Source organism: Streptomyces sp. TOM-9 (genome assembly GCF_056858595.1).
This window is the reverse complement of sequence record NZ_JBXEQB010000001.1, coordinates 6,226,478-6,253,145: the sequence shown is the minus strand read 5'-3', so window position 1 is coordinate 6,253,145 and position 26,668 is coordinate 6,226,478. Positions and strand designations below refer to the sequence as shown.

Below are 26,668 nucleotides of genomic sequence, written 5' to 3'. Positions count from 1 at the left end.
GGCTGTGCCCTCTCAGTCGACGGGGACGAGGTCGATCAGCGGCTGGGCGTACTCGACGACCTCGCCGTCCTGGACGTGGATCGCGTGCACCCGGCCGCGGGTCTCGGCGGTGATCGCGTTGAGCAGCTTCATCGCCTCGATGATCGCCAGCTGCCGGCCGGGCTCGACGACGTCGCCGACCTGCACGAAGGGTTCCGCGCCGGGCGAGGACGCCCGGTAGCACGTGCCGACCAGCGGTGCGGTGACGCTGACCAGCCCGGCGGGCGGGGCGTCCCCGTCGGGTATGGCGGGGGCGGCGGGGGCGGCGGGCGCCGCCGGCTGCGCGGGGGCGGCGGTGCCCGGTGCGGCGACGGCGGGGGCGGGCGTGGGGGCGGCCGCGACCGGGGCGGACTCCCACTCCACGTCCACGCTGATCCCGCCGGCCCGCAGGGTGATCCGCCGCAGGGTGCCGGGCAGTTCGCCGGCCAGCAGCCGGGTCTGTGCCCGCAGCTCCTCCACGGTCATCGCGCCGTCGGCCGTCCCGCCGGCCGCCTCGGTGGTCTCCTCAGTGCTCGTGCTCATCACGCTTCTCCCAGTCCACTACCGGCTGACGGTCGGGGTGCCCGAAGCGGTCGAACCTGTCCCGGCGCACCTCGACGAGCCGGTCCCCCGGCAGGTCGAGCAGCGGGGCCAGGGCCCGTACCAGGGCGGTCTTGACATTGAGCGCGGTGGGGTACGGCGCGGTGTGCGCGCCGTCCGGCGGCTCGGGCACGATGGCGTCCACCACGCCGAGGCGCAGCAGGTCCGAGGCCGTGAGCCGGAGCGCGTCCGCGGCCCGGCCGGCCTGCTCGGCGGTGCCGAACAGGATGGTCGAGCAGCCCTCCGGACTGATCACCGAGTAGTACGCGTTCTGCAGCATCAGCACCGTGTTGGCGACGCCCAGGGCCAGTGCCCCGCCGCTGCCGCCCTCGCCGGTGACGACGGAGACCACGGGCACGCGGACCCGGGAGAGTTCGAGGATGCACTCGGCGATGGCCAGGCTCTGGCCCCGCTCCTCCGCGCCGATGCCGGGGAAGGCTCCGGGGGTGTCGACGAAGGCGACGATCGGCAGGCCGAACCGGTCCGCCAGCCGCATCAGCCGCAGCGCCTTGCGGTAGCCCTCGGGGTTGGGCATCCCGAAGTTGCTGCTCACCAGCTCGGCGGTGTCGTGGCCCTTCTGGTGGCCGAGGACGACCACGCTCTGGCCGCCGAGCCGGGCGATGCCGCCGACGAGCGCCCGGTCGTCGGCGAAGGCCCGGTCGCCGTGCAGGGCGACGAAGTCGTCGAAGACGTAGCCGATGTACTCGCGCGTGGTGGGCCGCTGGATCGTGCGGGCCAGCGCCACCGTGTCGCGGGTGCTGCGCACGGCCGGGACGGGCGTGGTGAGCGGCTCGGCGCCCGCCGGGTCCGGCAGTTCGGGCACCGAGGGACCGAGCAGGGTCAGCAGCCGGGCCAGGTGCTCGCGCTGGTTCTCGCGCGGCACGACCGCGTCGATCATGCCGTGCTCCAGCAGGAACTCCGCGCTCTGGAAGCCCGGCGGCAGCTCCTCGCGGATGGTGTTGCGGATGACCTGCGGTCCGGCGAAGCCGATCAGGCTGCCCGGCTCGGCGAGGATGACGTCGCCGAGCATGGCGAAGGAGGCGCTGGCGCCGCCGAAGGTCGGATCGGTGTTGAGGTTGATCACCGGCAGCGCCGCCTCGCGCAGGGCGGCGATCCACTGCGAGGTCTTGGCCATCTGCATCAGGGAGAGCGCGCCCTCCTGCATGCGGGCCCCTCCGGAGGCGGCGACCAGCAGCAGCGGCAGCCGCTCGGCGAGGGCCCGGCGGGCCGCGCCGGCGATGGCCTCGCCGACCACCGAGCCCATGCTGCCGCCCATGAAGCTGAAGTCGAGCACGGCGGCGACCAGCGGGCGGCCCTCGATCGTCAGGCGCCCGGCGAGCACGGCGTCGTTGCGTCCGGTCCTGGCCTGGGCGTCGCGCAGCCGGTCCCGGTACGGCTTGCTGTCGGTGAAGCCGAGCAGGTCGCGCGGCCGGTGGTCGTCGGGGAAGGCGCGGAAGCTGCCCGGGTCGGCGAGCTGCTCGATCCGGGTGTCCGGCGGTATGCGGAAGTGGAACCGGCACTCGGGGCAGACCTTGCGGTTGCGGTCCAGCCGCTTGCCGTAGATGAAGGCGCCGCACGCCCCGCACCTGCGCCACTGGACGTCCTGGCCGGCCCGTACCGGGCCCTGCTGCTGTGTCACGGCGGTGTCCTCCTGCCCTATCCGCGGTCCGGGACCTGCGCGAGCGGCCGTTGCGGCCGGCCGGCGGTGGCCCTGGCGATGCCGAACGGCGGCATGTTGCGGTAGACGGTGTGCGTCCGGGCGGGGTCCACGACGTAGGCCTCGTGGAAGATCCCGACGGCGCCGTCGTTGCCGACCGTGCGGTTGAAGCGGGCCCAGGCGGGACGGTGGGCGGCCTCGGTGTTGCGCGAGTACGCCATCAGCTCGTCCATGCTGCGCCAGTACTGGACCATGATCACGGTGCGGTTGAGCCAGGTGCGCGAGCCCAGGAAGCCGTGGTCCTTCTGCTTGTTGAGCTCGATCAGCATCGGGAACATGGCGAGGAAGGACGGCAGCCAGCGGTGCACCTTCCAGAAGCTGTTGATCCTCATCCCGATGAGGAAGAGGACGGTGCCCTCGGGCGGGTCCGCCACCTGGGGTACGGTCTCGACCTTGCCTGCCACGGGGCGCTCCTCTCGGATCTGCTCGGCTCACAACGGTGGGAACGGGCTCAGAACGGGTAACTGCGGGGCGGGACGCTGCTGGTGAGCGTGTGCCAGCGGGTGAAGGCCTCCAGGGCGGCCCGGCCGCCGAAGCCGGAGGCGTTGCCCGACGCGCCGACGCCACCGAAGGGCAGCCGGGGGTCGTGGCCCACGGTCTGGTCGCCGACGTGGACGACGCCGCAGCGGATCCTGCGGGCCAGCGCCCGGCCGCGTTCGGCGTCGGAGGTGTAGACGGCGGCGGTCAGTCCGTGGTCGGAGGCGTTGGCCAGGGCCACCGCCTCGCCGTCGTCGGCGAAGGCGGTGACCGTGGCCACCGGGCCGAAGACCTCGGTCCTGAAGATGTCCATCAGCGGGGTGACGTCGGCCAGGACGGTCGGCGGGAAGTACGGTCCGCGGGCCCGGCCGCCGGTGACCAGCCGGGCGCCCTGGGCGATGGCGTTCTCCACGGCGGCGGCGATCGAGGTGAGTTGGCGCTGGTCGATGACCGGCCCGATCTGCGCGTCCTCGCGGTACGGGTCGCCGATCCGCAGTGCCCCGGCGTGCCGGGCGAGCGCGGCGGTGTACTCCTCGGCCACCTCGCGCTGGACGAGGTGCCGGCGGGCGGCCATGCAGATCTGGCCCTGGTGCAGGAAGGACCCCCAGGAACCGGCGGAGGCGGCCTGTTCGAGGTCGGTGTCCGGCAGGACGACGAACGCGTTCTGCCCGCCGAGTTCGAGGACCACCCGCTTCAGCAGGCGGCCGCAGGTCGCGCCGATCTCCCGCCCGGCCTCGGTGGAGCCGGTGAACGACACCATGGCCACGTCCGGTGCCTGCACCAGGGCCCGGCCGGTGTCGGCGCCGCCGTGCACCACCTCCAGCACGCCCCCCGGCAGCCCGGCGTCGGCGAGGACCTCGGCCAGGAAGCGGCCGCCGGACAGCGGGGTGTGCGGATCGGGCTTCAGCAGCACGGTGTTGCCCAGCGCGAGGGCCGGGGCGACCGAGCGCAGGGCCAGCAGCAGCGGGAAGTTCCAGGGGACGATCACCCCGACGACGCCCAGCGGCACCCGCCGCACCTCGGTCTGCCTGCCGGGGTCGGAGCCGGGGCCGTGCGGGGCCTCGGGCTCCCGCACCAGTTCGGCGGCGTGCCGCAACTCCCCGGCGCCCGCGTGGACCTCGTAGAAGGCCTTGCCGGGGATCGACCCGCCCTCGCGGACCAGCAGGTCCTGGACCTCCTGGGCGCGTTCCACGAGCAGCCCGGCGGCGCGCTCCAGCACCTCGGCCCGGCCGGCGGCCGGCAGCGCCGCCCAGCCCGGCGCGGCGGCGGCCGCCCGGCGGGCGGCCGAGGCCACGGCACCGGGTCCGGCGAGCGGGACCTCGCCCAGCTCCTCGCCGGTGATGATCTCGCGGCTGACCAGCAGCCCGGTATCGGTCGCTGTGCTCACCTGCGTACCTCGGTCTCGTCGTCTGTGGCGGTGGGGGTGGCGGGGCGCTCGCGGCGGGTCAGCACGGCGAAGGCGGTGACCCGGCCGGCGTCGGCGGTGACGGTCACGTTGACGTCACCGCTGAGCACGGTGTCGGCGAAGCGCGCCAGCTCGCCCTTGAACAGCAGGGTCCAGGGCCCTCCTTCGGGGCCCCGTACGTCGATGTCGCCCCAGCGGCCGCCCACCCGGGGCGGCGCGGCCAGGGCCCGCAGCGCGGCCTGCCGCAGCGACCAGCCGACCGCCGAGGCGCCGCCGGCCGGCAGCCGCAGCGCCTCGGGGCCGTGCCAGGCCACCAGCCTCCGGAAGGAGTCCACGTGGACGTCGCAAGTGCCCACCCGCACCACGGTCCTGCCCTCCGCGGACGCCCGCGCCGATTCCTCAGGCATGGACCGGCCGCCCTTCGGCCAGCATGTGCTCGACCATCGCGACGAGGTTCCCGACGGTCAGCCGCTCCAGCATCCGGTCGAGGGTGAGTCTCCCCGCCCAGACCTCGGGGTCGAGTTGCGGCATGACGACGACCAGCCTTTCCAGACCGCGCCGGCTGATGATTCCGTTCGCGTCGCAGAATTCCTCGTCCGGGACCTCGCCCTGGAGATAACGGCCGCACCGTTCGACGGAGAGGACCACCGGGACACAGCATTCGATCCGGAAGAACACGTCGAGCAGGTCGAGCGATTCCAGGCCGAGGTCGGAGGCGAAGGCGAGATCGGGATGGTATTTCTCCGGGTCGATTCCCATCGCCTCCACGACGACGGACCGCACCAATTCCTCGACGTCATAGCGAGGCATGCGCATCACTCCCATCCGGCAGCTCGGCCGGCCGCGGCTTCGGGGCCTTCCCCCACCAGATCCGCCGACCGCCCCGGACCGGACACCTCGCCCCCCGGGCACCGCCCGCAGGGCGCCGGCCCGGACGGCGGCACGGGCTCGCCCTCCTCCGCGGCCGCCAGCGCGCGGCGCAGTCTGCGCAGGCAGCGGGTGCGGATGGGGCCGACCGAGCCCAGCGACATGGACAGCGCCGAGGAGATCTCCTCGTACGAGGCCGGCGGGTCCTCCAGCGCCATCTGCAGCACGCCGCGGCACTGGTCCGACAGGCCGTCGATGGCCCGCAGGACCTCTTCCTTGCGGTGCGCCCGCAGGGTGATCTGCTCGGGGCTCTCGTGGTGGCCGGACAGGACCTCGAGGGTCTGGCTGTCCCCCACCATGACGAGTCGCTTTCCCCGTGTGACCACTTTGAGGGATTCACGCCTCGCCACGGTGGCGAGCCAGTCACCGATCCGGTCCGGGTCGCGAATGCGGTCCACATTCTGCACCAGCCGGAACCAGGTCAACTGCCGTACGTCCTCGGCGTCCACGTCGTTCATCCGGTGGCTCCGGATGACGGACCAGACGAGCCGGCCGAATCGCTCGACCATCTCGTCCCAGGCCGTTTGTTCCCCTCGCGCACACCCCGCCAGAAGCTCCGCATTCCCCTTCCGGGTCATTGGGATTCCTCCGTCTGGAAATTGCCGGACTTTCGACGGGTGCGTATTCCATGCAACCCGGCGCGGGGGTTTGCGGGCAAGCGGTGCCCGCTGTCAGCAAGCGGCCTGGCCGCACCTGGACAGCGGTGCGTCCGGTGCGCGGGCCGGGGCACGGTGGCGCACGCCTGGGCGCGCCCCGCGGCGGCACCGCACGTGTGCGGTGCCGCGGGTGCACCGACCCTCCCTAGGCCGCCGAGGGCGCGGGGGCGGGGGTCGTCTCGGGGTCGGGGTCGGGTTCGGCCGTGCGCTCGCGGGCGGAGACGCCGAGGCTGACCAGGGCGCAGGCGGCCGCGAGGGCGGCGGTGAGGTACCAGTTGAGCCCCGGGATGCCGGTGTTGTGGGCCAGGTCGAACAGGGCGCCCGCGACCAGCGTGCCGGCCATGTTGCCGAAGCTGCGGAAGAAGTGCATGGCGCCCATCGCCCGCGCCAGCCGGTCCGCCGGGATCCGCCGGGTGACCCACAGGTCGAACGAGGGCGTGAAGAGGATGTCCCCGAAGACCACCACGAAGCAGCCGACCACCACCCACAGCACGTTCCGCCCCGCGCCGAACAGGACGAACGCCAGCGCCATCGCGCCGAACGCGACCGCCATGACCTGCCCGGGACGGAAGTGCTTGATCATGAACCGGAAGGCCGGGTACTGCAGCGCCATCAGCGTGATGCCGCTGATCCAGAAGGGTGCCGAGACCGGCAGCCCCTTGACGTACTCCTCCATGAACAGCGGCATGCCGACCAGGAAGCTGATCGACATGATCCAGAACAGGCTGGACAGGAAGAAGTAGCGCGTGCCCGCACCCGCCTTCAGGCCCTTCAGGACCGCGAAGTTGACCAGCGGGGTCGCCGCGGCGGCCGCCCGGTCCTGCTCCCCGTCGCGCGGGATGACGAAGACCGCGGCCAGGCAGTAGCCCGCGAAGAGCGCGAAGACCACCCCGAACAGCACGCGCATGTCGGCCCACAGGAAGAGCCCGCCGACGACCGCACCGGCGATGACGCCGGTCTGGCAGGCCATCTGGAAGTACGAGAAGGCCTTCGCGCGGTGCTCCTCCGGCAGCGCGCCCAGGATGTTCTTCAGCCCCGGGAAGGACATGCCCGACCCGAAGCCGACGAAGAAGGCGCACAGACCGTACGCCACGAGCCCGTCCGCGAAGCCCATCAGGCCGAGGGCGACGGCCTCCAGGGCGATGCCGGCGATGACGCTGCCGCGGGTGCCGAGGCGGGCGCCCAGCCCTTCGTAGAAGAAGGTGGAGGACAGCCGGCCCACGTAGGTCAGGAACATCACGAACCCGGCCCAGAAACCGCTGTACTCGACGCCCAGGGTGGACACGAGGTGCGGGAAGTAGATGTAGTTGCCGACGTGCGCCAGTGCGATGCCGACGCAGACACCGGCGAGCGTCCTTTTCGCCGTTGCGTTCACGAGTCCGACCTCTCGTCGTGGTGCAGGCCGACCTTCCCTCCCGAGGGGGTCGCCCGCAGGGACCTGATCTCCTGCGCGACGGTCTGGCGGTCGACCACCACGCCCGCCGCGACGGTGAGTTCGGGCAGGGCGGACAGCGGTTCTTCCTTGGCGGCCGCCGGGAGCAGGTTGAAGGTCGCGGGGGCGCCTTCGTGAAGAAGATCCGGCGAGGGTGCCGACCCGGACACCTCGTCGAAGAAGAGCCGGTTGTCCAGGGTGGCGGCGCGCAGCAGGCCGTGCCGCAGGGCGGCGCGCTCGCCCGGGTCGTCACCGGCGAGCCGGTCCAGCTCCCCGAGCAGGCTGTAGCCGTGGAAGGCGCCGGTGTTGCCGCAGTCGGTGCCGACCAGCATGCCGCGGCGGGACAGGGCCCGGAGGCTGTTGGCGCGCATGGTGGCGAGCGCGGCGGTGCGGGTGTCCTGGCAGCCGAAGCGGATGCCGAAGGGCTCCTCGACGCCGGCGACGAAGTCGAGGTTGGCCGGGTCCTGGGTCTCGCGGAAGCCGGGCCTGCCGTACTCGCGCCGGAAGTCCTCCCGCTCCATGACCATCGGGTACAGCCCGCCGAGGGTGGAGACGAAGCGCGCCCCCTCCAGGGCGCGCCAGTCCTGCGCCGTCAGCTCCAGGTCGCGGACGGGGTGGGCGAAGAGCCGGAAGCCGTACGCGTACGCCTGCAGGACCTCCTCGCGGGTGTTGCAGTCGAGGATCGCGGGCAGCCCGTGCGTCCGGACCACCCGCGCGACGTGCTCCAGCACGGGCGCGGGCAGCCGCGAGAAACGCCGGGCCGTGCCGGGCTGTTCGGTGCCGTCGGTGAACATGACCTTGAGGAAGGTCGCGCCACGCGCGCGGTTGGCGGTGATCAGCGGCTCCAGGTCGTCGCCGACCCCGAGCATGAAGACCGGAGCGGGGAACTCCACGCCGTGCCCGGTCAGTCCCTCGCCGTCGCGCATGGAGGTGGCCGCGTAGCCGCAGTGCGCCAGCCGCGGGTACGGCACCGGGGACGTGGCGCGGCCGGCCTCCCAGGCGTCGGCGACCAGCGGGAAGCCGAACATGTCGACGACGTGCGTGACGCCGTGGAAGAGGTACGACAGAGCGGAGATCCGCGCGTCGTCGAGGGAGTCGTCGAAGTTGGCGGGCAGCGCGAGGTGGGCGTGCGCCTCGACGAAGCCCGGCCACAGCTCCGGCTCGCCGCCGGCCCGGACGTCCCGGTCGGCGACCGCCGCGATCCGGGTGAAGACCCCCTCGCCGACCTCCACGTCGTACAGCGTCTCCGGGTCGAGGAGGGGGACGGCGACGCGCCGGAGCGCGCTCACCGGGCGACCTGGACGGACAGGTCGACGGCGATCCGGTCCAGCGCCGACTCGCAGCGGCCCCCGGCCTCCGCGCGGCCGTTGCCGGTGAAGATCACGTGGCCGAGCCAGTCGAAGTTGCTCTTCGACAGCCGCGCGACACCGGTGCCGGGGGCGCGGTAGCTGAGGGCCTCGACGAAGCCCGGTTGCTCGTTGAGCGCGGTGAAGTCCACCGCGCGCAGGGTGCCCTCGACCGGCGAGCCGAACCAGCGGCCGCTCGCGGTGACCGTGCCGGGGAAGGGCAGTTCCGGCGTCTCGCCGAGCGCCTGGCGGATGACCTCCAGGTAAGGGTCCACCCCGCTGGAGATCTTCATCAGCTGCGGCACGATGCCGCCGATGAGCCGGCCGTTGACCTCGCACAGCACCGGGCCGTCGGCGGACAGCAGGTACTCGGCGTGGATGAAGCCGAAGTCGATGCCGAGGGCGCGCAGCGCCTTCTCGTTCATCTCGAACAGCTCGTCCTGCAGCGGGTGGCCGCGGAAGTACGTCGCGCCCATCTCGATGAAGTACGGGAAGCCGCTCAGGCAGCGGTCGGTGATGCCGAGGTTGACGATCTCCCCGCCGGCCAGCACCACGGCCTCGACGGAGACCAGCTCGCCCTCGACGAACTCCTCGACGACGACGTCCGGGATGCGGGTGACGCCGCGCCCGTAGTCGGCGACCTTCGCCAGGTCGGCGAGGTAGGCCGCCAGGTCCTCCTCGCCGGTGAGGTGCAGGACGTGCAGGCTCGCCGTGCCGTCGGACGGCTTGACCACGCACGGGAAGCCCACCTCGCGGATCGCGGCCTCCACCTCGTCCAGGGCACGGGCGTGCGCGAAGCGCGGCTGGCGCACGTCGGTGCCGGCGAGGGTGAGCCGGGTGCGGTGCTTGTGGCGGGCGTTGAGGGCGCCCTCCACGCTCATCCCGGGCAGGCCGAGGGCGCGGGCGACGGAGGCGGTGTGGACGGTGTGGTACTCGCTGTAGGTCGTCACGCCGTGGACCGGGCTGCTCGCGTGCACCTCCTTCGCCAGCTGCTCCAGCGCGTCGATGGAGAACGCGGACTCGCTGGTGATCACCCGGCAGCGGGGGTGGGCGAAGGCCGGCTCGGCGAGCGGTGACGCGGCGACGTAGAAGCCGGGGTCGGCGCTGACCAGCGTCACCTCGTGGCCCAGGGACAGGGCGTTGGCGATGCCGGCGACGCCGTTCGGATTGCATTCGACCATCAGTACGTGCATGAGAACCCCCTCGGTTGGTGCGGGATCGGATTCAGTGCGCGGAGCACGGCGGGCAGGTGGAGGCCGAGCGCGGCCATCACCTCCTGGTGGTCGCCGCCCTCGGACGGCCAGCCGTGGCCGGCGCCGACGGAGGTGACCTCGCAGGCCGGCAGCAGCAGCGCGAGGGCCTCGGCGACGCCGCCCTCGGTGCGGTGCTCCTCGACGACGACGAAGCGTCGGTGGTGGCGGGCGAGTTCGGCCGCGGCGCGGGAGAGGTGGGCGTGGTCCAGGTAGGTGAGGTGGGCGTGCGCGGTGCCGGGGCGCTCCGCGCGGGCGGCCAGCGCGAGCCGGGTGCCCTCCTCACCGACCGAGACCAGGCACCGCTCGCCGGCCGCGCCGGAGCCGTGGTGCTCCCAGGTGACGGTGCCGCCCTCCGCGACGGGCGCCTGCAGGCTCTCGTACGCGGCGTTGCGGCCGGTGCGGATGTAGTGCGGACGTCCGGAGCGGACCGCGGCGCGGACCACGGAGCGCATCTCGGCCTCCCCGTACGGCGCGGCGATCGTCACGCCGGGGATGCTGCGCAGGACGGCCAGGTCCTCCAGGCAGTGGTGCGTCGTGCCGAACCACGCGCCGGACACGCCCGCGTACGGGGCGACCACGGTGACGCCGGCGCGCAGGTAGCCGAGGGTCAGCTTCAGGCTCTCGGCGGCGCGCAACGCGGCGAAGGGGGCGAAGGTCGAGACGAACGGCTTCCACCCGGCGGCGGCCAGACCGGCCGCCATGTCGACCATCGCGGCCTCCGCGATGCCCAGGTTGAGGAACCGTTCGGGGTGCGCCCGCTGGAAGGGGTGACCCTTGCCGCCGAGATCGGCCTCCAGGCACAGGACCCGGTCGTCGGCAGCGGCGAGCGCGGTCAGTTCGGCGCGGTAGGCATCGCGCCCGGACAACGTCATCGCAGCGCTCCCTTCCGCTGGGCGGCGCACGGGGCGACCGCAGAGGAACGGGTGGCGGCGAACCGGCCGCGGCGGTGCGCCCGCTGGAAGGGGTGACCCTTGCCGCCGAGATCGGCCTCCAGGCACAGGACCCGGTCGTCGGCAGCAGCGAGCGCGGTCAGTTCGGCGCGGTAGGCATCGCGCCCGGACAACGTCATCGCAGCGCTCCCTTCCGCTGGGCGGCGCACGGGGCGACCGCAGAGGAACGGGTGGCGGCGAACCGGCCGCGGCGGTGCGCCCGCTGGAAGGGGTGACCCTTACCGCCGAGATCGGCCTCCAGGCACAGGACCCGGTCGTCGGCAGCGGCAAGCGCGGTCAGATCGGCGCGGTAGGCATCGCGCCCGGACAACGTCATCGGATGAGTCGCTTCCACTGGGCGGCGCGCGCGGCGTCGATCGTCACGTAGTGCGAGGCGGCCTTCCCCTCGACGGGCGGCACGCCCTTGCCCTTCACGGTGTGCGCGACGACCGCGAGCGGGCGGGTGGCGGCCGACCGGTCGGCGGCGAACAGGGCCGACAGCGCGCCCAGGTCGTGGCCGTCGACCTCGGCGGTGTCGAAGCCGAAGGCCGCGAAGCGCTCCGCGAGGTGCGGCAGGGGGGAGATGTCGGCCACCATGCCGTCGTTCTGGCCGCCGTTGCGGTCCACGACCAGGACGAACCCGCCGAGCCGCTGGGCGGCCGCGACCTGGCAGGTCTCCCAGACCAGGCCTTCCTGGAGTTCGCCGTCCCCCGCGACGGCGATCGCCTTGCCGGTGCCGCCCTGCAGCCGTTGCGCGAGCGCCCAGCCCGCGGCGTAGGCCACGCCGTGGCCGAGGCTCCCGGTCGGGAACACCACGCCCGGCACCTTGGGTCCCGGGTGGCCGGTGTAGGGCCGGCCGGCCAGACCGTAGTGCGGGGCGGGGTTGTCCGGGATCACGCCGGTGACGTGGAGCGCGGCGTACAGGCCGGCGGCGGCGTGGCCCTTGCTCAGGACGACCTGGGTGCCGTCGTCCGCCGCGGCGGCGTGGTCGAGGGCGGCGACGAGGACGTCGAGGACGGACAGGCTCCCGCCCAGGTGGCAGCCGCGGGGGCTCGCCGCCATGTCGACGACGAGTTCGCGGGCGCGGCGGGCCCGTTCGGCGAGCTGCGGGGACGCGGTCTCCCGTACGGCGGTCGCGGGCGTCATGCCGCGCCGCCGGAGGTGAACCAGTGGCGGACGGCGTCGGCGAGGACGCCGCGGGCGCGGCGGTACTCGTCGGCCGGGAGGCGTTCGGCGTCCGTGTGGTCGAGGGAGGCGTCGCCGGGCCCGTAGGCGACCATGGGGACGCCGTGCCAGGTCGTGGCGAGGGTGTTCATGTCGGAGGTGCCCTTCTTGACGACGTGCCGGGGCCGGATGCCGGCGCGCGCGAACGCGCGGCCGAAGGACCTGGCCAGGGTGGTGGCGCGGCCGCCCGCGACGCCGGGGGTGGCGCGGAGCACCTCGACGGCCAGGCCGTCGCCGGGGGCGTCGGGCACCAGGGCGGCCTTGCGGACGGTGGCGAGGTCGGCGTCCGGCGGGATGCGGAAGTTGAGCGTGCCGACGGCCCGCTGGGCCTCCCGGGAGTCGTGGGTGCGGACGTCGATGAGGGCGCTGAGCGCGTCGGGCGCGTGGGCGGCGACGGCGGCGCGGATGCCGGCGACGGCGCGCAGCAGCAGGTCGGGCGCGGTGACGGCGCCCATGCCCGCGGAGTGGCCGCTGGCGGCGGTCGCCGTGAGGCGGAGCTTGAACAGGCCGAAGTAGCCGAGGGTGAGGGTGCCGGAGCCGCTGGGCTCGCCGATGACGACGGCGTCGGCCGGGTAGTGGTCGCGGGCGTGGAAGGCGCCCTTGGCGGAGGAGACCTCCTCCTCGACGGCGCCGACGACCCGCAGTTGGCCGTCGTCCGGGACGTCGGCCGCGGCCAGCACCTCCAGGAACGCGGCCAGGCTCCCCTTGGCGTCGACGGTGCCCCGGCCGGAGAGTTCGCCGTCCCGCCAGGCGGCCGGCCAGTGGTGCGGCACGGTGTCGAGGTGGCCGAGGAGCAGCAGGCGTCGCGGGCCGTCCCCGCGGGTGGCGACGAGGTTGCCCGCGGCGTCGACGTGCGCGTCGATGCCGTGCCCGGCGCACCACTCGCGCAGGTAGGCGGCGAGTTCGTGCTCGTCCCCGGAGACGGAGGGGATGCCGGCGGCGCGGCCGAGCAGGGTCAGGTCCTCCGCGGGGGGCGCCTCGCGCCAGAACCGGGTCCAGCCGGTGGGCTCGGCCAGGGTGTGGGGGCCGGTGATGGCGACGTCCCCGGTCCCGTCGAGGGCGAGTTCGGCGGCGCGGACCTTCTGCCGCATGCGGCCGCCCGCGTACCGCGCGGCCTCGCCGGGGTGGGCGTGGCGGAGCGTCGACGCCGGGTCGGCGGGGTCGGTGAGCAGTCCGGCGGTGCCGGTGACGAGGCGGAGGTGGTCGGCGTCCAGGGCGCGCGCGAGGGCGGCGGCCAGGACGTCGGCGTCCACGTTGAGGGGGGCGCCCCCGTCGCGGTCGCGCACCGGCGGCGACACGCACACCACGTCGTACGCGTCCAGCAGGGCGCGCAGCGCCGCCGTGTCGACGTCCTGCGGGACCCCGGCCCGGTGGTCGCGCACGACGCGGCTGCGGCCCTCGGGCGTCACCGTCTTCAGCGGCCGGTTGGCGCGCCCGCCGACGAGCCCGCCACGGGCGGCGACGGCGGTGAGGACGGTACGGCCCAGGTCGCGCAGGCCCGCCTCGACCGAGGGCAGGGTGACCCGCTCGTAGGCGTCGACGATGTGCGTCATCTCCTCGGGCGGGCAGTAACGCACGGTGTCGCCGCTCGCGAGGCGCAGTTCGGGCATGGCGCGCCCGAGGGCGGTGTAGTGCCGCTCGATGCCGACGGCGCCGCCCGCCACGAGCAGGACGCGGGCGCCGCGGGCGACGAGGTCGGACAGCTCGTGGAGGATCGCGCCGCGGGCGAGGGTGGCGCTGCCCACCTTGACGACGTACAGGGGCCGGTACGGGGTCGTCACGGCGCCACCGCCGTCCGGGGCAGGCCCGCGGTCTCGTCGAGGCCGCAGAGCAGGTTCATCGCCTGGACGGCCTGCCCGGCCGCGCCCTTGACCAGGTTGTCCAGGGCGGCGACGGCGACGGCCTGGTCGTCCTTGACGACGACGGCGACCTCGGCGACGTTGGAGCCCACGACCGCCTTCAGCATCGGGAAGTCCTGCGGCGCCCTGGGCGCGGGGCGCACCTTGACGAAGGGGCGGCCCTTGTAGGCGCGTGCGTAAGCGCGCTTGACGTCCAGGCCGGTCACGCCCTCGCGCAGCCGGGCGTACCCGGTGACGAGGATGCCGCGGGGCACGTCGAGGCTGTGGCTGGTGAAGCGCAGCTCGGGCGCGGTGCCGGTGAGGTCGGCGATGGCCTGCCGGATCTCGGGGGCGTGCCGGTGCCCGAAGGGCTTGTGGACACGGAAGTTGCCGGCCCGCTCGGCGGGGTGCTCGCCGCTGTCACGGCCGCCGCCGGTGGAGCCGGTCTTGGCGTCGACGACGACCTCGGGCAGCGCGAGCCCGTCCGCGAAGAGCGGGTGCAGGGCGTAGACCGAGGCGACGGCCATGCAGCCGGGCAGGTTGACGAAGCGGCCCTGCGGGACGGCCGGGGACAGCTCCGGGACGTAGTACGCGAAGTCCTCTGCGGCCGGCTGCTCGGCGGTGCGCGGGTAGTGGGCGCGGATCTCGCCCGGGTCGCGCAGCCGGAAGTCGCCCGCGACGTTGAGGATCCGCTTGGCGTGCCCGGACAGCACCGGCAGCAGCCCGGGCAGTGTGCCGGTGGGCAGGCAGGAGATGGCGACGTCGACGTCGTTGGCGTCGTCGGCCAGCTCCCGCAGCGGGCGCAGCGTCAGCCCCGCGGCACGCGGGTGGTTGCGCAGCCACGGGTGGACGGCGCCGAGCGCGGCGCCGGCGGCGCGTTCGGCGGACAGGAAGGCGAGCTCCACGCCGGGGTGGTCCAGCAGCAGCCGGACGACCTCTCCCCCGCTGTAGCCGCTGGCCCCCGCGACGGCGACCCGGACCGTGCCGGGCGTGGTGTCAGCCAAGGCGGGCCGCCTTCTCGTAGGGACGGCGGAAGTCGCCCTCCTGGACGAGCTTGCGGATCGCGTCGGGCCGGCGGGCGACCTTGGCGAAGGCGTCGGCGTAGCGCAGGATGCGCTCGTACTCGACCGGGGAGCGCAGCTCGCGGCAGAGCACGAGCGTGGTGTCGAGCATGTGCCGGATCACCGGGAAGTCCTGCGGGGTGTGGTCGCGCACGGCGCCCGGGTTGAGGGTGAAGGGGTGACCGCCGCCGAAGCCGGCCCGGTGCACGAAGGGCAGGTGGCAGGGGATGGGCGTGTTCTGCCACTCGCGGGCCGGTACGCCCTCGGCGACCAGCAGCTCGTGGACGGCCTCCTTGACCGCGTACGCGGGCAGGTCCGCCAGGCCGATCGCCTCGGGGTGCAGGGTGACCCGGTACATGTTGTAGGCGTGGACGTGGCCCTCGGGCACGTACGGCGGGGTGAACAGGCCGGTGCCCTTCAGGGCCTCGCCGAGCAGGGCGGCGTTCCGGGCGCGGACCGCGTCGTAGTACGGCAGCCGCTGCAGCTGGCTCGCGCCGAAGGCGGCGGCGATCCAGGCCATGCCGTAGTCGATGCCGTGCCGGTCGAGGTAGGCCGTGGCCCGGTCGTACGACTCCTGCTCGGCGAAGAAGGCGATGCCGCCCTCGCCGCCGAGCGGGAAGTTCTTGTCGGCCATCAGGCTCTGCCCGGCGGCGTCGCCGAAGGAGCCGGCCACGCGGTCGCCGACGCGGGCGGAGTGGGCGTGCGAGGCGTCCTCGACCAGGGCGAGGCCGCGGAGGTCGGCGAGGGCGCGCAGCGCGGTCACGTCGGCGGGCAGGCCGTGGACGTGGACGGGCATCAGGGCGCGGGTGCGCTCGGTGACCGCCGCCTCGGCCGCGGCCGGGTCCATGCAGTAGGTGCGCGGGTCGACGTCGACGAAGACGGGGACCGCGTGCGCGGCCACGACGGCCTGCGCGGTGGCGATGAAGGTGAACGCCGGGACGATCACCTCGTCGCCGGGCCGGACGCCCGCGCCGACCAGCGCCATGTGCAGGCTGGAGGTGCCGCTGGCGGTGGGCAGCGCGAACGCCGCGCCCACGTAGGCCCGGTAGGCCTCGGCGAAGTCGGCGACGACCTTGTCGGGATCCTGCCGCTGGGCCAGCAGGAGGTTGAAGACGTCCTCCTTGGTGACGACCGGGAACAGGGTGCGGCGCAGGTCCCTGGGGATGACCGCCGCGCCGCCGAGGGCGGCCAGTTCGGCGGTCACGTCGTCGGGGTGCGGCAGCGGCAGGGGTGCCGCGGGGAAGTCGGTGATCATGATTCAGCTCCCGAGAGGTCGCCCGGCGGGGCGGCCTGGGTGAGGGCCATCCGGACGCAGGCGGCGACGAGCGGGCTCAGCCGGTAGTTGAACTGCACGCCGGGCACCAGTCGCGGGTCGGCCTCCTCCTGCGTCCACATGGTGCGCAGGTCGTACGCGCCGAAGATCTTGAGCCGTTCGGCGCGGGCCCACACGGCGGGGTCGTCGGTCAGGACGGCGGCGGCCGGGCCGAAACCGAGGCCGGTGAGGTCGGCGACGAGCACCGGCGCGGTGCCCGCGGCGGCGAGCCGGGTCAGGTCGTGGGCGTTGACGGCGTCGAGCTCGACCAGGTCGTACGGGACCGGGCCCGCGGCGTCGCCGGTGGCGCTGGCGGTGGCGGTGATGCCGAGCCAGTCCAGGAACGCGCGTTCCCGGTCGCCGGCGCCCGGCCGGGCGGCGACGCGGTCGCCGTGGCCGATGCCCTGCCCGGCGAGCGCCCCGTGCAGGGCGCCGCTGCGGCTGTTGAACAGCGCGGCCCTGGCGCGGCCGGTGCGCCGGGTGAGCAGCCGCTCCAGGCCGGGCAGTTCGCGGTCGCTCTTCTCGATGCTCATCACCACGCCCGAGGTGAGGACCCGGGTGAGCACCGTGGCGGTGTCGAACGCTTCCATGGGTGGGGTTCTCCTCCGTCTGCCGATTACGCGGCGGTGGCGGCGGACTCGGGCCGGTAGGTCTCGACGACGTAGTCCGCGAGGTGGCCGGCCACGTCCACGCCGTGCTTGGCGGAGGAGCGGGCGAACTCGGGGTTCGCGTTGACCTCCAGGACCATCAGCTCGCCGGTGGTGCGGTCCTCGACGAGGTCGACCCCGTAGAAGCCCTCGCCGAGCGCGTCCACCACCTGGGCGCAGCGCTTCTCCATCTCGCGGGTCAACGGGACCCGTACGACCTCGGCTCCGAGGTGGGTGTTGGTGCGCCAGTCCGGCGAGACCCGCCGGATGGCGACGACGGGCGTGCGGCCGACGACCACGATCCGCAGGTCGTGGCCGGGCTTGTCGACGTACCGCTGGACCAGGACGGGGAAGAGCTTGCCCGCGGCGTCCGCGGACTCCCGTCCGCCGATCCACGCCTCGACGCACTCCTCGCTGGTCATCCGGGAGACCCCGCGGCCCCAGGAGCCGCTCACCGGCTTGATGACGGCGGGCAGTCCGACCTCGCCGACCGACTCGCGGACCTGCGCGTAGCTGAAGGCGTGGAAGGACTCCGGGTGGGGGACGCCGTGCCTGCTGAACAACAGGGCCTGCAGGCCCTTGTCGTTGCAGGTCTCGATCGTCGTCGCGCGATTCAGCGCGGGAACTCCGCTGAATTCCAGCCGGCGGGCCACATTGACGGCCTCGCGGTGCGAGAGATTACGGATGAGTGCGAGGGCGGGCGGTTTCTTCCGGCCCGTCACCAGCCCGGCCAGGTCCTCCAGCAGGACCGGGCGGACCGCGAGCCCCCGCGAACGCAACGCCTCCAGGAGGAGTTTCTCGTCGGGGCGCAGGACGGTGGCCGACAGCAGCACCTCTAACCCGGCGTCGGACCCGGTCACTCGCCCCAGTCCTCTTCGACCTCGGGCGCGAGCTCTATCCGTGCGCCGGCCTCGGACTTCTCGACGACCTCGTGCTCCTGGCCGCAGGCCGCGCACTCGGTGATCTCGCCCTTCAGCCAGTCCTGCCGGACCGGGATGTCCGTGTCGCACACCAGGCACTGGAGCGCCGCGACAGGAGCAGTCATTTCTCTTTCCTTTCCACTGCATTCCGGGGCGGAAAAAGCAACTTCAGAATCCCCCGCCGGCAACTCGGCGGTCCAGCGGGTTCGCCGCCGTCCTGGTGATACGGCCATCGGGATCCTCAATGGGAAACCGGCCCGTCCGGCGCGCGCACCGGCACCGCGGGTTTCCCGCGAAAGCGGAATTCACCGCGCTGCGGTGCGACCGCGGCTCGGATCACGGCGCGACGACGGTGCGGATGAACATCCGGGGAACGGACGGTGACGGCGGGATCCGTCGAACGATGTGTTCGATAAGTCCGTTATGTGGATGCTAGCTTCGGCCCGTGAACGACTCGGGCCTGCTCACCCTCGACACGCCGCTCCCACCGGCCACCCGCCGCACCCCGCGGCTCCTCCACTGGGTCACCGCGCTCCCCGTGCTCGCGCTGCTCGGCTGGTCCGTCGCGACGGCGGAACTCCACGGGGACATCAGGTACGTCCTGGCGTGCCTGCGGACCGCCGGCGCGGACGGCCTGTCGCCCTCCGAGACGTTCACCCACCGGCCGTTCTTCTACCGGTGGTTCGTCGCCGGGCTGGACTCGGTCACGGCCGGACCGGTCGCCGTGCGCGAGATGATCATCCGGCTCGCCGGAATCCTGCTGTGCGCGGCCGCGGCGCTGGTGCTGCGATGGGCCATGGCGCGCCGTCTGCCGCGTCGCGACGCGACGATCACGGCCGCCGTGGTGGGGCTCTCCCTCGCGTTCGCGCCGCGGACCGACTTCCTGCAGCCCGAGTGGGCCGCGACGCTGCTGTCGGTGGTGGCGGTCGCCCTGGTGCTGGGCCTCGACCGGCCGTGGACCGCCGCGCTCGCGGCCTCCTTGCCGCTGGCGCTCGCGGTGCTGATGAAGTACTCCACGGCGGCGACGGCCGCGATGGCACTGCTCGTCGTCCTCGCCGTCGACCGGCGCAGGGCGTTGCTGCTCGCCGGGACGACGGTGGCCGGCGGGGCCCTGCTCTTCGCGATCAGTGTGTGGTCGGGGTCCCACGAGTGGCAGTGGGTCCGCGACATGCCGCGGATCAACAAGGGGGCGCTGACCCGGCAGGGCCTCGACCCCGCCTTCCTGCTCGACAGGGCCGCCGACTTCCTGGCGAACCGGGTCTACTTCAGCCCGATGGTCGCCCTGCTCCCCGCCGCGCTGCTGCTGTTGCTGTCCCGTCAGGCGGACCGGCGCAGGCGGGTGGAGTGGGCCGTGCTGGCGGTGCTGATCTGCGCCGGCTGCCTGGCCGCGGTGGCGGTGCAGGGCAACTGGTTCGCCTACCACGCCGCAGCCCTGCCGGTCTTCGCCGCGGCCGTGTGGGGCCTGGCGGTGGCCCGCTGGTACGGGGACCTCAAGCGGCCGCCGCTCTTCCTGACCGCGGTCACGGCGCTGTACGCGGTGCTGGTGCCCCTCGCCTCCCTCGCGCCCGCCTGGGCCCAGGGGACGGCGGCGGGCTGGCTGGCCGGGGCTGTCGCCCTGGCCGCGGCGTGCGCCGACCTGCGCCTGGCCCGTGACGGTGCGCGCCGCCCCGGCACCGCCCGGTGGCCCCGCGCCGCCCTGGCCCCGGTCGCGCTCTGCGGGGCGCTGTGCGTGGCGGTGACGGTCTGGCCCTCCTCCCCGCACCTGATGGGCCGTGCCGGGGTGAGCTCGACCAACGCCGAGTACCTGCGGACCAGCGCGGACAAGGCCGCCGCGGCGGACGCGGTGCGCCGGCGGATCCCCGACGGCGCCCCCGTGCTCTACCTGGCCTTCGGTGACGACGCCTACTTCGTGGACCACCCGGTGCGGTGCCGGTACCCGATCCCCACCTTCCTGCAGCGCGTGCGGTACCTGCCGGACGTCAGCGCCCTCCGGTCGCACGCCGAGAACGCCCGCTGCATCACCGAGGACCCCGCGCCCTACGCCGTCCTGCAGCGTGCCTGGTTCGACCTGGACCGGGTCGACCCCTCGGTCGCGGCGCGCATCGAGGAGGTCTACGACTGCCCGCAGACCGCGGACCCACGGGACCTCGTGGTCTGCCGGCTCCGGGCGGGCCGCGGATAGCGCCGCCCGGAGCGCGGCGCGCGCTCAGTGCACCGCGAGGCGCAGCGCGAAACCGATGAGCAGCAGTCCGGTGACGCGTTCGACGCGGGCCCGCACCACGGGCCGGCGCAGTACCGCGCCGACCCGGTCGACCACGACGACGTAGGTGCCGAACCAGGTCACGTACAGCACGGCGAAGACCAGCGAGAGCAGGAGCGCGCGCGGCAGGACGCTGCCCTGGGCGGGCAGGAACTGCGGGAGGAAGGTCACGAAGAACAGGGCGACCTTCGGGTTGAGGGAGTTGGACAGGAAGCCCTGCCGCAGGTGGGCCGCACCGTTCGGCGGCGGGTCCCCGTCCGCCGGCTCCGGGGAGTCGGCGGCGCGGCGGGCCGCGCGCAGGGTCGTGAAGCCCATGTACAGCAGGTAGCCCGCGCCCACGGTGCGCAGCACCGTGAAGGCGACCGTCGAGGCCATCAGCAGCGCCGAGACCCCGAGCGCGGCCGAGGCGATGTGCACGCCCAGCCCGAGCACCCCGCCCACCATCGTCAGCAGCCCGCCCGCGCGGCCCGCAGCCAGGGCGTTCCTGGTGATCAGCGCCTGGTCGGGCCCGGGGATCATGATCAGGACGAGCGAGGCGGCGGCGAAGGTCAGCACGGCGGCGTCCGCAGCCGGGCGGCGAGCGCGCGGAGCACGACCGCGCTGTGCTCGCGCAGGTAGAAGTGGCCACCGGGGAAGGTGCGGACCTCCACCGGAAGGGTCGTCAGCTCCTGCCAGGCCGCCAGCTCGGCCTCGCCGACCCGGTCGTCGCGGCCGCCGAAGACCGTCACGGGGACCTCCAGCGCAGGCCGGTCCCGCCAGCGGTAGGTCTCCACGATCGTGTAGTCCGCCCGCAGCGGCACCGCGACCAGCGTCCGCAACTCCGGTTCGTCCAGCACTTCCCGCGGGATGCCGCCGTGCAGCCGGGAGACCTCCGCCAGCAGTTCGTCGTCCGGCAGCAGGTGCAGCCCCCGCGAGGTGCGCGGCAGGTGGGGCGCCGGGAAGCCGGAGACCACCAGGCGCTCCGGGAGCCCGCGGCCTGCCTCGCGCAGGGCGCCGGCCAGCTCGTACGCCACCAGGGCGCCGAGGCTGTGCCCGAAGAACGAGTACGGCGCGCCGAACGCCACCTGCTCGGTGAGCGCGGCGACCAGTGTCCCCATCGAGGTCAGCGGGGGCTCCCCGAAGCGCGACCCGCGGCCGGGCAGCTGCACGACGTGCAGTTCGACGCCGGTCAGGGCGCGCGCCCAGCGGACGTACTCGGCGGCCGAACCCCCGCCGTGGGCGAAGCAGTACAGCTTCGGAGCGCCGGGCCGGGCGGGCCCGCTGACCAGCCAGCGGGCCGACAGTTGGGTGATCATGGCGGGACTACCTCCCCAGGGGGGCCGGTCGGGCGGCGACGAGATGGGCCGCGAGGGCGTCGGCCGTCGGGTGGTCGGCGATCGCCTTGGGCGTCGTGTCGATCCCCAGGTCCTCCTCCAGGCGCCCGCACAGGTCGAGGGTGGTCGCCGAGTCGAAGCCCAGGTGGTCCAGCGGCAGCGTCGGGTCGATCTCGTGGGGCGCGACGTCGAGGAGTTCCGCCAGGAAGGCGACGATCCACTCCCGCATCTGCTCGTACGTCATCGTGTCTCCTCCGTCAGCGGCTCGGACGGGCCGAGCAGCCCCTCCAGGTGGCCGTCGAGCGCTTCCACCGTCGTGTACTGCAGGACCGTGCCGACGGGCACGGTGATCCCGAACGCCGTACGCAAGGACGCGACCAGCCGGGCCGCGAGCAGCGAGTCGCCGCCCGCCTCCAGGAAGTCGTCGGCGAGGTCGGCGCTGCCGAGGCCGAGCACCTCGCGCCAGATCTCGACCAGCTTGCGCTGGCGGTCGGTGCGCGGCGGTTTCGCGGGCCGGCCGCGCGCGGCGGTGCGGGCGCCGGCCTTGGCGAGCGCCTTGCGGTCGACCTTGCCGGTGCCGCTGAGCGGCAGCTCGGTCAGCGCGAACAGCTGGGCCGGCACCATGTGGGCGGCCAGCTGCCCGGCGGCGAAGTCCCGCAGCGCGTCGGGGGCGAAGCGGCTGCGCCGGTCCGGGCCGCGTGCCACGAGGACGTCGAAGCCCACCGAGCCGGGGCCTCCGTCGCGGGGCGTGAGCACGGCGCTGTCGGTGAAGCCCGCGGCGGCGAGTTCGGCCGCCCACTGCGCGCGGTCGAGCAGCGGGTGCGTGCTGCGCAGTTCGGTGTCCTCGAAGGTGTCGAAGCCCTGCTGGAGCCCCATCACCAGGTCGAACCACGGGTGGAAGGCGGTCTGCTCGACGATCAGCAGGGTCCCGCCGGGGGCGAGCAGCCCCCGCAGGGTGCGCAGCGTACGGCGCACCTGGCGGGTGTCGTGCAGCACGCTCGCCGCGACGACCAGGTCGGCGGTGTGGTCCTCGAAGCCCTGGGTCTGCGGAGGCGCGTCCAGATCGAGCAGGTCGCAGCGCAGGAACGGGTACTGCGTGCCGAGGACCTCGCGGGCCCGGTCGGTGAAGTACCGGGAGATGTCGGTGAACAGGTACTCCGTGGGCGCCGTGCGGCCGGCGGGCAGCAGCGGGAGCAGGTGCCGGGTCAGCGAGCCGTAGCCCGCACCGACCTCCAGGACGCGCAGCGGCCGGTCGGCCGGCCATCCGGCGGCGAGGCGGCGCACCGCCTCCGTGGCGACGGCGTACGTCGGGCCGAACAGCCGCTCGTAGACGCCGGGGGTGCGGTCGGAGGCGTACAGCTCGGCGGAGTGCACGCTCTGGGTGAGGACCCCGGCGACGTCCCCGGCCAGGGCCAGCATCCAGTCGGTGACGTCCTCGGGGATGCCCAGCACCTCGCCCAGCACGGTGCGGCTGCGGGCGGCGAGCGCGTCGGGGATGCCGTCCGCGGCGGGCGGCCGCGCCGCCGCGGCCCGGGCCAGCCAGCGCTCGTAGCGCGGGGCGACACCGGCGGCGGCGTTGTCGGGCAGGCCCAGGCGGTGGAAGGCGGTGCCGACTGCGGTCGCGTACACCTCGTTCAGCACGTCCCAGGCGGTGCGCAGCTCCCGCGGCGAGGGACCGGGGGCGGGCACCTCGGCGGCGGAGCACAGCGCCCGCCAGTCGGCTTCGGCCCGGTCGGGATCGGCGTGCTCGGTGACGAAGAGCCCGTCGGCGCCTCCGGGGTCCCCGGCCGGGACGACGTACCCCAGCAGCCGGGCCGCGCCGGCCTCGCCGTCGGCCTTGACCACGACCGCGCTGTCCACGCCCGGGTGCCGGGTGAGGGTCGCCTCGATCTCGCCGAGCTCCACACGATGTCCGTTGATCTTGACCTGACCGTCCCTGCGGCCCAGGAACTCGATGCTGCCGTCCGGCAGGTAGCGGCCGAAGTCGCCCGTCCGGTAGAGCCGTTCGCCGGTGACCGGATGCGTGACGAAGGCAGCGGCGGTGCGCTCGGCGTCGCCCCGGTAGCCGCGGGCCAGGCCGTGGCCGCCGATGTACAGTTCGCCGGCGGTCCACACGGGACAGGGCGCGTACCGCTCGTCGAGGACCTGGAAGGTCTGGTTCCGCAGCGGCGTGCCGTACGGCACGCTCGTCGCGCCCGCCGGGACCTCCTCCACCGGGTGGAAGATCGACCAGATCGACACCTCGGTGGCGCCGCCCAGGCTGATCACCCGCGCCCGCGGCCACAGCGCGTGGATGCGGCCGGGCAGGTCGACGGGGATCCAGTCGCCGCTGAGCAGCACCAGCCGCAGGTCCGGCGGGACCTGCGCGCCCCCGGCCTCCAGATGCTCGACCAGCATCTGCATCTGCGCGGGCACCGAGTTCCACACCGTCACCCCGTGCGCGGCCATCACCTCGGACCAGTGCGCGGGTTCGGCCCGCTGGTCCGGGTCGGGCAGCACCAGCGCGGCCCCGGCGGCGAAGGTGCCGAACAGGTCGTGCACGGACAGGTCGAAGCCGAGGTCGGCGAGGCCGAAGAGACGGTCGGTGGGGCCGATCCCGAAGCGCTCGTTGATGTCGGCGACGGTGTTGAGGGCCGCCCTGTGCTCGATCATCACGCCCTTGGGGGTGCCGGTCGAGCCCGAGGTGTAGAGGACGTACGCCAGGTCGGCGGGGTCGGCCGGGCCCGCCTGCACGGCGTCGCCCGGGGTGGCGGTGGTGCCGGAGGGCGGCTCCGTGAGGACGCGGGGCAGGTCCTGCGGCCACTCCAGCCGCGCGTCCGTCCCGGCGTCCGTGACCACCGCGACCGCCCCGGCGTCCGTGAGGATGCGCTCCCGGCGCAGGGCGGGCAGTTGCGGGCCGACCGGGAGGTAGGCGCCGCCCGCCATGAGCACGCCGTAGGCGGCGGCGACCTGGGCGGGGCCCTTGTCGAGGGTGATGCCGACGGTACGGTCGCGCAGGTCGCCGTCGGAGAGCCGGCCGGCGACGGAGGCGGCCCACGCGGCGAGTTCGCCGTAGGTCACGGTGCCGGCGGTCGTGATCACGGCGGGACGCCCCGGGTGCCGTCCGGCGCGGTCGACCAGCGCGGAGTGCAGCAGCCCGGACGGCAGCTCGCCCTCGGTGGCGTTGGCGGCCTCGCGGGCGGTGAGCTGGTGGGCGGGGAGCGGGATCACCAGCTCCTCGTCCCACGGGGATCCGTCGGCGGCGAGCCGCGCCACGGCGCCGGTGTAGGCCGCGAACATGTCGTCGAGCATGCCCTCGGGGAAGAGCTCCTCGACGGCGTCCCAGGTCAGGTCCAGGCTTCCGGTGATGTCGACGACCTGGTGGTCGAGCCAGACCTGCGGGGTCTGGCTGATCCGGTACGTGATGGAACCGAAGTGGTCCATGGCCGACGAGACGTCCGCGGCGGTGCCCAGGCCGCTGGTGAAGACGACCGGCATCGTCTCGAAGCCGTTCTGCAGGCCGAGGCGGCGGCGTTCGCGCAGCGCCTGCAGGGCGCTGACGTGGCGGTGCCGCAGGTCCTTGCGCAGCTGCCGCTGGACGCGCCCGGCCCGCTCGGCCAGCGGGACTCCGCCGCTCGCGTCCGTCTCCAGCAGGCAGATGGACGTGAAGTCGCCGACCACCCTGCGCAGATGGGGGTGGACTCCGCGGTGCCCGGCTCCGTCGCCGGAGAGCACCAGCGGGAGCCGGTTGAAGAGGGTGAGGTTGAGGGTGAACCGGCGGGTGCCGCTCCACATCGCCAGGACCTCGGAGAACACCGTGGCCAGCAGCGCCGTCGGGGTCAGGCCGCGCTCCTCGCAGCGCCCCTGCAGCCGCTTCCAGTCCTCCGGCGCCAGGTGGAACTCGCGGTGCGTGAAGACCGGCTTGTGCACGGCGACCGGGGACTTCGCCAGCGGCAGGTCGGGCGGCGGGGCCAGCGTCGCGGCGCGCGCCGTCCAGTACTCCCGGGCCTTGCGGTGCCGCGGCGACTCGTCGCCCCGCTCCAGGGCGAGCGCGTAGTCGCGGAAGCCCACCTCGACCGGCGGCAGCACCCGCTCCTCGTCCTGGCACAGCTGCGCCCACTCGCTGAACAGCACGGTGATGCTGGCCAGGTCGACCATGAGCAGGTCGAGGCTGACGTGCAGCCGGTCGTGGCCGGGCAGCCGGGACATGCGGATGTCGAACAGCGGCCAGTCGGCCGCGGTGTACACGCGGTGCGACATCTCCCCGCGCACCTCGGCCAGATGCCGTTCCGCCTCCTGCGGGGGCGCCCCGCGCAGGTCGGTGCAGCGGATCTCGTAGGCGGGGACCTCGGGCAGGATCCGCTGCCGGCCGTCCTCGCCGACGACGCAGCGCAGCATGCCGTGCCGCTCGATGAGCCGGGTCCAGGCGCGGGAGAGCAGCGCCGGGTCCAGGCGGCGGCCCTCCAGCTCGAAGTAGGCGTGCGGGGCGACGTTGCCGAGCACGAAGTTGGGGCCGCGGCCGACCCAGTACGCGTACTGGATCTCGGTCAGCGGGAAGGGGGCGTGGGCGTCGTCGTTCGCGGTCATCGGGATGTCCCCTCCGGGAGGAGTTCTGCCATGGCGGAGCGCAGCCGTACCGGCAGCGGCCCCTCGTCGTCCTCGCTGGCGCGGATGGCCACGCCGAGCGCGAACCGGTCCCACACCTGGAGCACCTGCACCTGCCACAGGGGGCGCTCGGGTTCGGGGATCTCGTCGTCGACGACGGCCAGGCCGCCGTCGCGCAGGCGGTGCACGGAGAAGGCGTCGAAGCCCCGGCACATGCCCATGCCGGTGGCCTTGGTGTACGCCTCCTTGGCGACCCAGGAGTCGGCGAAGGCGTGACCGCGCTGGTCCTCGCGGTCGCGTCGCAGCACCTCGTTCTCCAGGGGGGTGAAGACCTTCGGCGCGAACTGCATCGCCTCGGGCCGGGCGGGGGTGGTCTCGGCGTCCACCCCGGCGGTGCGGCCGCGCACGACGATGGCGGCGATCAGCCCGTTGGTGTGGGTGATGTTGAAGTCGAGCCCCCAGTCGGCGCCGTCGACCACGGGCCGCCCGTACTTGCCCTTGCGGAAGCGCCACGAGTCCGGTGGCTCGTCGGTGTAGAGCGACAGGACCTGACGGGACAGCAGCCGTGCGCCGAGGAAACGGCGCCGGGCGGCGGGGAACAGCAGCCGGTCGTGCCGGGCGCGCTCCTCGTCGGTCAGCAGCTCCAGACCGCCCGTCGCCTCGGCGAACCGGTCCACGTCCTCCTCGGCCAGCAGCCACACGTCGGCGCTGTCGGCGAGCGGGTCGGCGGACGGTACCGCGGTGTCCAT

At 74.0% G+C, this 26,668-nt stretch carries 26 protein-coding genes; 1 reads left to right on the top strand and 25 read right to left on the bottom strand.

The window, feature by feature from the left end; genetic code table 11:
- Positions 1 to 12 precede the first annotated feature (12 nt).
- The 20 genes from AC1VWI_RS29270 to AC1VWI_RS29175 form a co-directional block, all read right to left on the bottom strand.
- Positions 13 to 561: an acetyl-CoA carboxylase biotin carboxyl carrier protein gene (locus AC1VWI_RS29270; protein WP_499513989.1), complete on the bottom strand. Its 549-nt coding sequence runs from the start codon at positions 559 to 561 to the stop codon at positions 13 to 15.
- Positions 545 to 2,257 (bottom strand): acetyl-CoA carboxylase carboxyltransferase subunit alpha, encoded by a 1,713-nt coding sequence (locus tag AC1VWI_RS29265; protein ID WP_499513988.1) that lies wholly within the window; start codon positions 2,255 to 2,257, stop codon positions 545 to 547. Before AC1VWI_RS29265 ends, AC1VWI_RS29270 begins: the two co-directional genes overlap by 17 nt.
- 17 nt (positions 2,258 to 2,274) lie before the next feature.
- Positions 2,275 to 2,739 carry a DUF4188 domain-containing protein gene (locus tag AC1VWI_RS29260; protein ID WP_499513987.1) on the bottom strand — a complete coding sequence of 155 codons (465 nt, stop codon included), beginning with the start codon at positions 2,737 to 2,739 and terminating at the stop codon, positions 2,275 to 2,277.
- 47 nt (positions 2,740 to 2,786) lie between these two features.
- Entirely contained in the window at positions 2,787 to 4,199 is a 1,413-nt protein-coding gene (locus AC1VWI_RS29255) for an aldehyde dehydrogenase family protein (RefSeq protein ID WP_499513986.1), read from the bottom strand.
- Complete coding sequence (locus tag AC1VWI_RS29250; RefSeq protein WP_499513985.1) at positions 4,196 to 4,624, bottom strand: hypothetical protein; 429 nt, start codon at positions 4,622 to 4,624, stop codon at positions 4,196 to 4,198. The genes AC1VWI_RS29255 and AC1VWI_RS29250 overlap by 4 nt, the downstream gene beginning before the upstream one ends.
- Positions 4,617 to 5,027, bottom strand: coding sequence for an acyl carrier protein (locus tag AC1VWI_RS29245; RefSeq protein ID WP_499513984.1), 411 nt, complete (start codon positions 5,025 to 5,027; stop codon positions 4,617 to 4,619). Before AC1VWI_RS29245 ends, AC1VWI_RS29250 begins: the two co-directional genes overlap by 8 nt.
- A gap of 5 nt (positions 5,028 to 5,032) precedes the next feature.
- Positions 5,033 to 5,653, bottom strand: coding sequence for a sigma-70 family RNA polymerase sigma factor (locus AC1VWI_RS29240; RefSeq protein ID WP_499513983.1), 621 nt, complete (start codon positions 5,651 to 5,653; stop codon positions 5,033 to 5,035).
- 292 nt (positions 5,654 to 5,945) lie between these two features.
- A complete protein-coding gene (locus tag AC1VWI_RS29235) occupies positions 5,946 to 7,175 on the bottom strand; it encodes an MFS transporter (protein WP_499513982.1) in 1,230 nt (409 codons plus the stop codon).
- Positions 7,172 to 8,521, bottom strand: coding sequence for an amidohydrolase family protein (locus tag AC1VWI_RS29230; RefSeq protein WP_499513981.1), 1,350 nt, complete (start codon positions 8,519 to 8,521; stop codon positions 7,172 to 7,174). Before AC1VWI_RS29230 ends, AC1VWI_RS29235 begins: the two co-directional genes overlap by 4 nt.
- A complete protein-coding gene (locus AC1VWI_RS29225; protein ID WP_499513980.1) occupies positions 8,518 to 9,771 on the bottom strand; it encodes an ATP-grasp domain-containing protein in 1,254 nt (417 codons plus the stop codon). Before AC1VWI_RS29225 ends, AC1VWI_RS29230 begins: the two co-directional genes overlap by 4 nt.
- Positions 9,759 to 10,703, bottom strand: coding sequence for a transketolase family protein (locus AC1VWI_RS29220; protein ID WP_499513979.1), 945 nt, complete (start codon positions 10,701 to 10,703; stop codon positions 9,759 to 9,761). Before AC1VWI_RS29220 ends, AC1VWI_RS29225 begins: the two co-directional genes overlap by 13 nt.
- The gene (locus tag AC1VWI_RS29215) at positions 10,700 to 10,900 is read right to left on the bottom strand and encodes a hypothetical protein (protein WP_499513978.1); all 201 of its coding nucleotides are present in this window, start codon (positions 10,898 to 10,900) and stop codon (positions 10,700 to 10,702) included. Before AC1VWI_RS29215 ends, AC1VWI_RS29220 begins: the two co-directional genes overlap by 4 nt.
- Positions 10,897 to 11,097 (bottom strand): hypothetical protein, encoded by a 201-nt coding sequence (locus AC1VWI_RS29210; RefSeq protein WP_499513977.1) that lies wholly within the window; start codon positions 11,095 to 11,097, stop codon positions 10,897 to 10,899. Before AC1VWI_RS29210 ends, AC1VWI_RS29215 begins: the two co-directional genes overlap by 4 nt.
- Entirely contained in the window at positions 11,094 to 11,906 is an 813-nt protein-coding gene (locus tag AC1VWI_RS29205) for a thiamine pyrophosphate-binding protein (protein WP_499513976.1), read from the bottom strand. The genes AC1VWI_RS29210 and AC1VWI_RS29205 overlap by 4 nt, the downstream gene beginning before the upstream one ends.
- On the bottom strand, positions 11,903 to 13,765 hold the full coding sequence (locus AC1VWI_RS29200; RefSeq protein WP_499513975.1) for a M20/M25/M40 family metallo-hydrolase: 1,863 nt from the start codon (positions 13,763 to 13,765) through the stop codon (positions 11,903 to 11,905). The genes AC1VWI_RS29205 and AC1VWI_RS29200 overlap by 4 nt, the downstream gene beginning before the upstream one ends.
- Complete coding sequence (argC, locus tag AC1VWI_RS29195; protein ID WP_499513974.1) at positions 13,762 to 14,826, bottom strand: N-acetyl-gamma-glutamyl-phosphate reductase; 1,065 nt, start codon at positions 14,824 to 14,826, stop codon at positions 13,762 to 13,764. Before argC ends, AC1VWI_RS29200 begins: the two co-directional genes overlap by 4 nt.
- Entirely contained in the window at positions 14,819 to 16,138 is a 1,320-nt protein-coding gene (locus AC1VWI_RS29190; RefSeq protein ID WP_499513973.1) for a DegT/DnrJ/EryC1/StrS family aminotransferase, read from the bottom strand. Before AC1VWI_RS29190 ends, argC begins: the two co-directional genes overlap by 8 nt.
- Positions 16,135 to 16,785, bottom strand: a complete 651-nt coding sequence (locus tag AC1VWI_RS29185; protein ID WP_499513972.1) for a PLP-dependent aminotransferase family protein — start codon at positions 16,783 to 16,785, stop codon at positions 16,135 to 16,137. Before AC1VWI_RS29185 ends, AC1VWI_RS29190 begins: the two co-directional genes overlap by 4 nt.
- Before the next feature lie 26 nt (positions 16,786 to 16,811).
- Positions 16,812 to 17,702, bottom strand: coding sequence for a RimK family alpha-L-glutamate ligase (locus AC1VWI_RS29180; RefSeq protein WP_499513971.1), 891 nt, complete (start codon positions 17,700 to 17,702; stop codon positions 16,812 to 16,814).
- On the bottom strand, positions 17,699 to 17,887 hold the full coding sequence (locus AC1VWI_RS29175; RefSeq protein ID WP_450387848.1) for a lysine biosynthesis protein LysW: 189 nt from the start codon (positions 17,885 to 17,887) through the stop codon (positions 17,699 to 17,701). Before AC1VWI_RS29175 ends, AC1VWI_RS29180 begins: the two co-directional genes overlap by 4 nt.
- A 320-nt stretch (positions 17,888 to 18,207) precedes the next feature.
- On the opposite strand from AC1VWI_RS29175, the gene AC1VWI_RS29170 reads away from it, so the two are divergent.
- Positions 18,208 to 19,944: a hypothetical protein gene (locus AC1VWI_RS29170; RefSeq protein ID WP_499513970.1), complete on the top strand. Its 1,737-nt coding sequence runs from the start codon at positions 18,208 to 18,210 to the stop codon at positions 19,942 to 19,944.
- A gap of 24 nt (positions 19,945 to 19,968) precedes the next feature.
- Here AC1VWI_RS29170 and AC1VWI_RS29165 read toward each other — a convergent pair whose 3' ends face one another.
- The 5 genes from AC1VWI_RS29165 to AC1VWI_RS29145 are packed head-to-tail and all read right to left on the bottom strand — an operon-like array spanning position 19,969 to position 26,668.
- Positions 19,969 to 20,577 carry a LysE family translocator gene (locus AC1VWI_RS29165; RefSeq protein ID WP_499513969.1) on the bottom strand — a complete coding sequence of 203 codons (609 nt, stop codon included), beginning with the start codon at positions 20,575 to 20,577 and terminating at the stop codon, positions 19,969 to 19,971.
- Positions 20,571 to 21,317, bottom strand: coding sequence for a thioesterase II family protein (locus AC1VWI_RS29160; protein ID WP_499513968.1), 747 nt, complete (start codon positions 21,315 to 21,317; stop codon positions 20,571 to 20,573). Before AC1VWI_RS29160 ends, AC1VWI_RS29165 begins: the two co-directional genes overlap by 7 nt.
- Before the next feature lie 7 nt (positions 21,318 to 21,324).
- Entirely contained in the window at positions 21,325 to 21,579 is a 255-nt protein-coding gene (locus tag AC1VWI_RS29155) for an acyl carrier protein (protein WP_499513967.1), read from the bottom strand.
- Positions 21,576 to 25,901, bottom strand: a complete 4,326-nt coding sequence (locus AC1VWI_RS29150) for a non-ribosomal peptide synthetase (protein ID WP_499513966.1) — start codon at positions 25,899 to 25,901, stop codon at positions 21,576 to 21,578. The genes AC1VWI_RS29155 and AC1VWI_RS29150 overlap by 4 nt, the downstream gene beginning before the upstream one ends.
- Positions 25,898 to 26,668, bottom strand: coding sequence for a 4'-phosphopantetheinyl transferase family protein (locus AC1VWI_RS29145; protein ID WP_499513965.1), 771 nt, complete (start codon positions 26,666 to 26,668; stop codon positions 25,898 to 25,900). The genes AC1VWI_RS29150 and AC1VWI_RS29145 overlap by 4 nt, the downstream gene beginning before the upstream one ends.

What these genes read in the sequence shown, in the direction of transcription:
- AC1VWI_RS29270 (WP_499513989.1), bottom strand. Translation starts at nt 561, where the DNA reads ATGAGCACGAGCACTGAGGAGACCACCGAGGCGGCCGGCGGGACGGCC.
- AC1VWI_RS29250 (WP_499513985.1), bottom strand. Translation starts at nt 4,624, where the DNA reads ATGCCTGAGGAATCGGCGCGGGCGTCCGCGGAGGGCAGGACCGTGGTG.
- AC1VWI_RS29245 (WP_499513984.1), bottom strand. Translation starts at nt 5,027, where the DNA reads ATGCCTCGCTATGACGTCGAGGAATTGGTGCGGTCCGTCGTCGTGGAG.
- AC1VWI_RS29240 (WP_499513983.1), bottom strand. Translation starts at nt 5,653, where the DNA reads ATGGTCGAGCGATTCGGCCGGCTCGTCTGGTCCGTCATCCGGAGCCAC.
- AC1VWI_RS29225 (WP_499513980.1), bottom strand. Translation starts at nt 9,771, where the DNA reads ATGCACGTACTGATGGTCGAATGCAATCCGAACGGCGTCGCCGGCATC.
- AC1VWI_RS29220 (WP_499513979.1), bottom strand. Translation starts at nt 10,703, where the DNA reads ATGACGTTGTCCGGGCGCGATGCCTACCGCGCCGAACTGACCGCGCTC.
- AC1VWI_RS29215 (WP_499513978.1), bottom strand. Translation starts at nt 10,900, where the DNA reads ATGACGTTGTCCGGGCGCGATGCCTACCGCGCCGAACTGACCGCGCTC.
- AC1VWI_RS29210 (WP_499513977.1), bottom strand. Translation starts at nt 11,097, where the DNA reads ATGACGTTGTCCGGGCGCGATGCCTACCGCGCCGATCTGACCGCGCTT.
- AC1VWI_RS29205 (WP_499513976.1), bottom strand. Translation starts at nt 11,906, where the DNA reads ATGACGCCCGCGACCGCCGTACGGGAGACCGCGTCCCCGCAGCTCGCC.
- AC1VWI_RS29190 (WP_499513973.1), bottom strand. Translation starts at nt 16,138, where the DNA reads ATGATCACCGACTTCCCCGCGGCACCCCTGCCGCTGCCGCACCCCGAC.
- AC1VWI_RS29185 (WP_499513972.1), bottom strand. Translation starts at nt 16,785, where the DNA reads ATGGAAGCGTTCGACACCGCCACGGTGCTCACCCGGGTCCTCACCTCG.
- AC1VWI_RS29175 (WP_450387848.1), bottom strand. Translation starts at nt 17,887, where the DNA reads ATGACTGCTCCTGTCGCGGCGCTCCAGTGCCTGGTGTGCGACACGGAC.
- AC1VWI_RS29160 (WP_499513968.1), bottom strand. Translation starts at nt 21,317, where the DNA reads ATGATCACCCAACTGTCGGCCCGCTGGCTGGTCAGCGGGCCCGCCCGG.
- AC1VWI_RS29155 (WP_499513967.1), bottom strand. Translation starts at nt 21,579, where the DNA reads ATGACGTACGAGCAGATGCGGGAGTGGATCGTCGCCTTCCTGGCGGAA.
- AC1VWI_RS29150 (WP_499513966.1), bottom strand. Translation starts at nt 25,901, where the DNA reads ATGACCGCGAACGACGACGCCCACGCCCCCTTCCCGCTGACCGAGATC.
- AC1VWI_RS29145 (WP_499513965.1), bottom strand. Translation starts at nt 26,668, where the DNA reads ATGGACACCGCGGTACCGTCCGCCGACCCGCTCGCCGACAGCGCCGAC.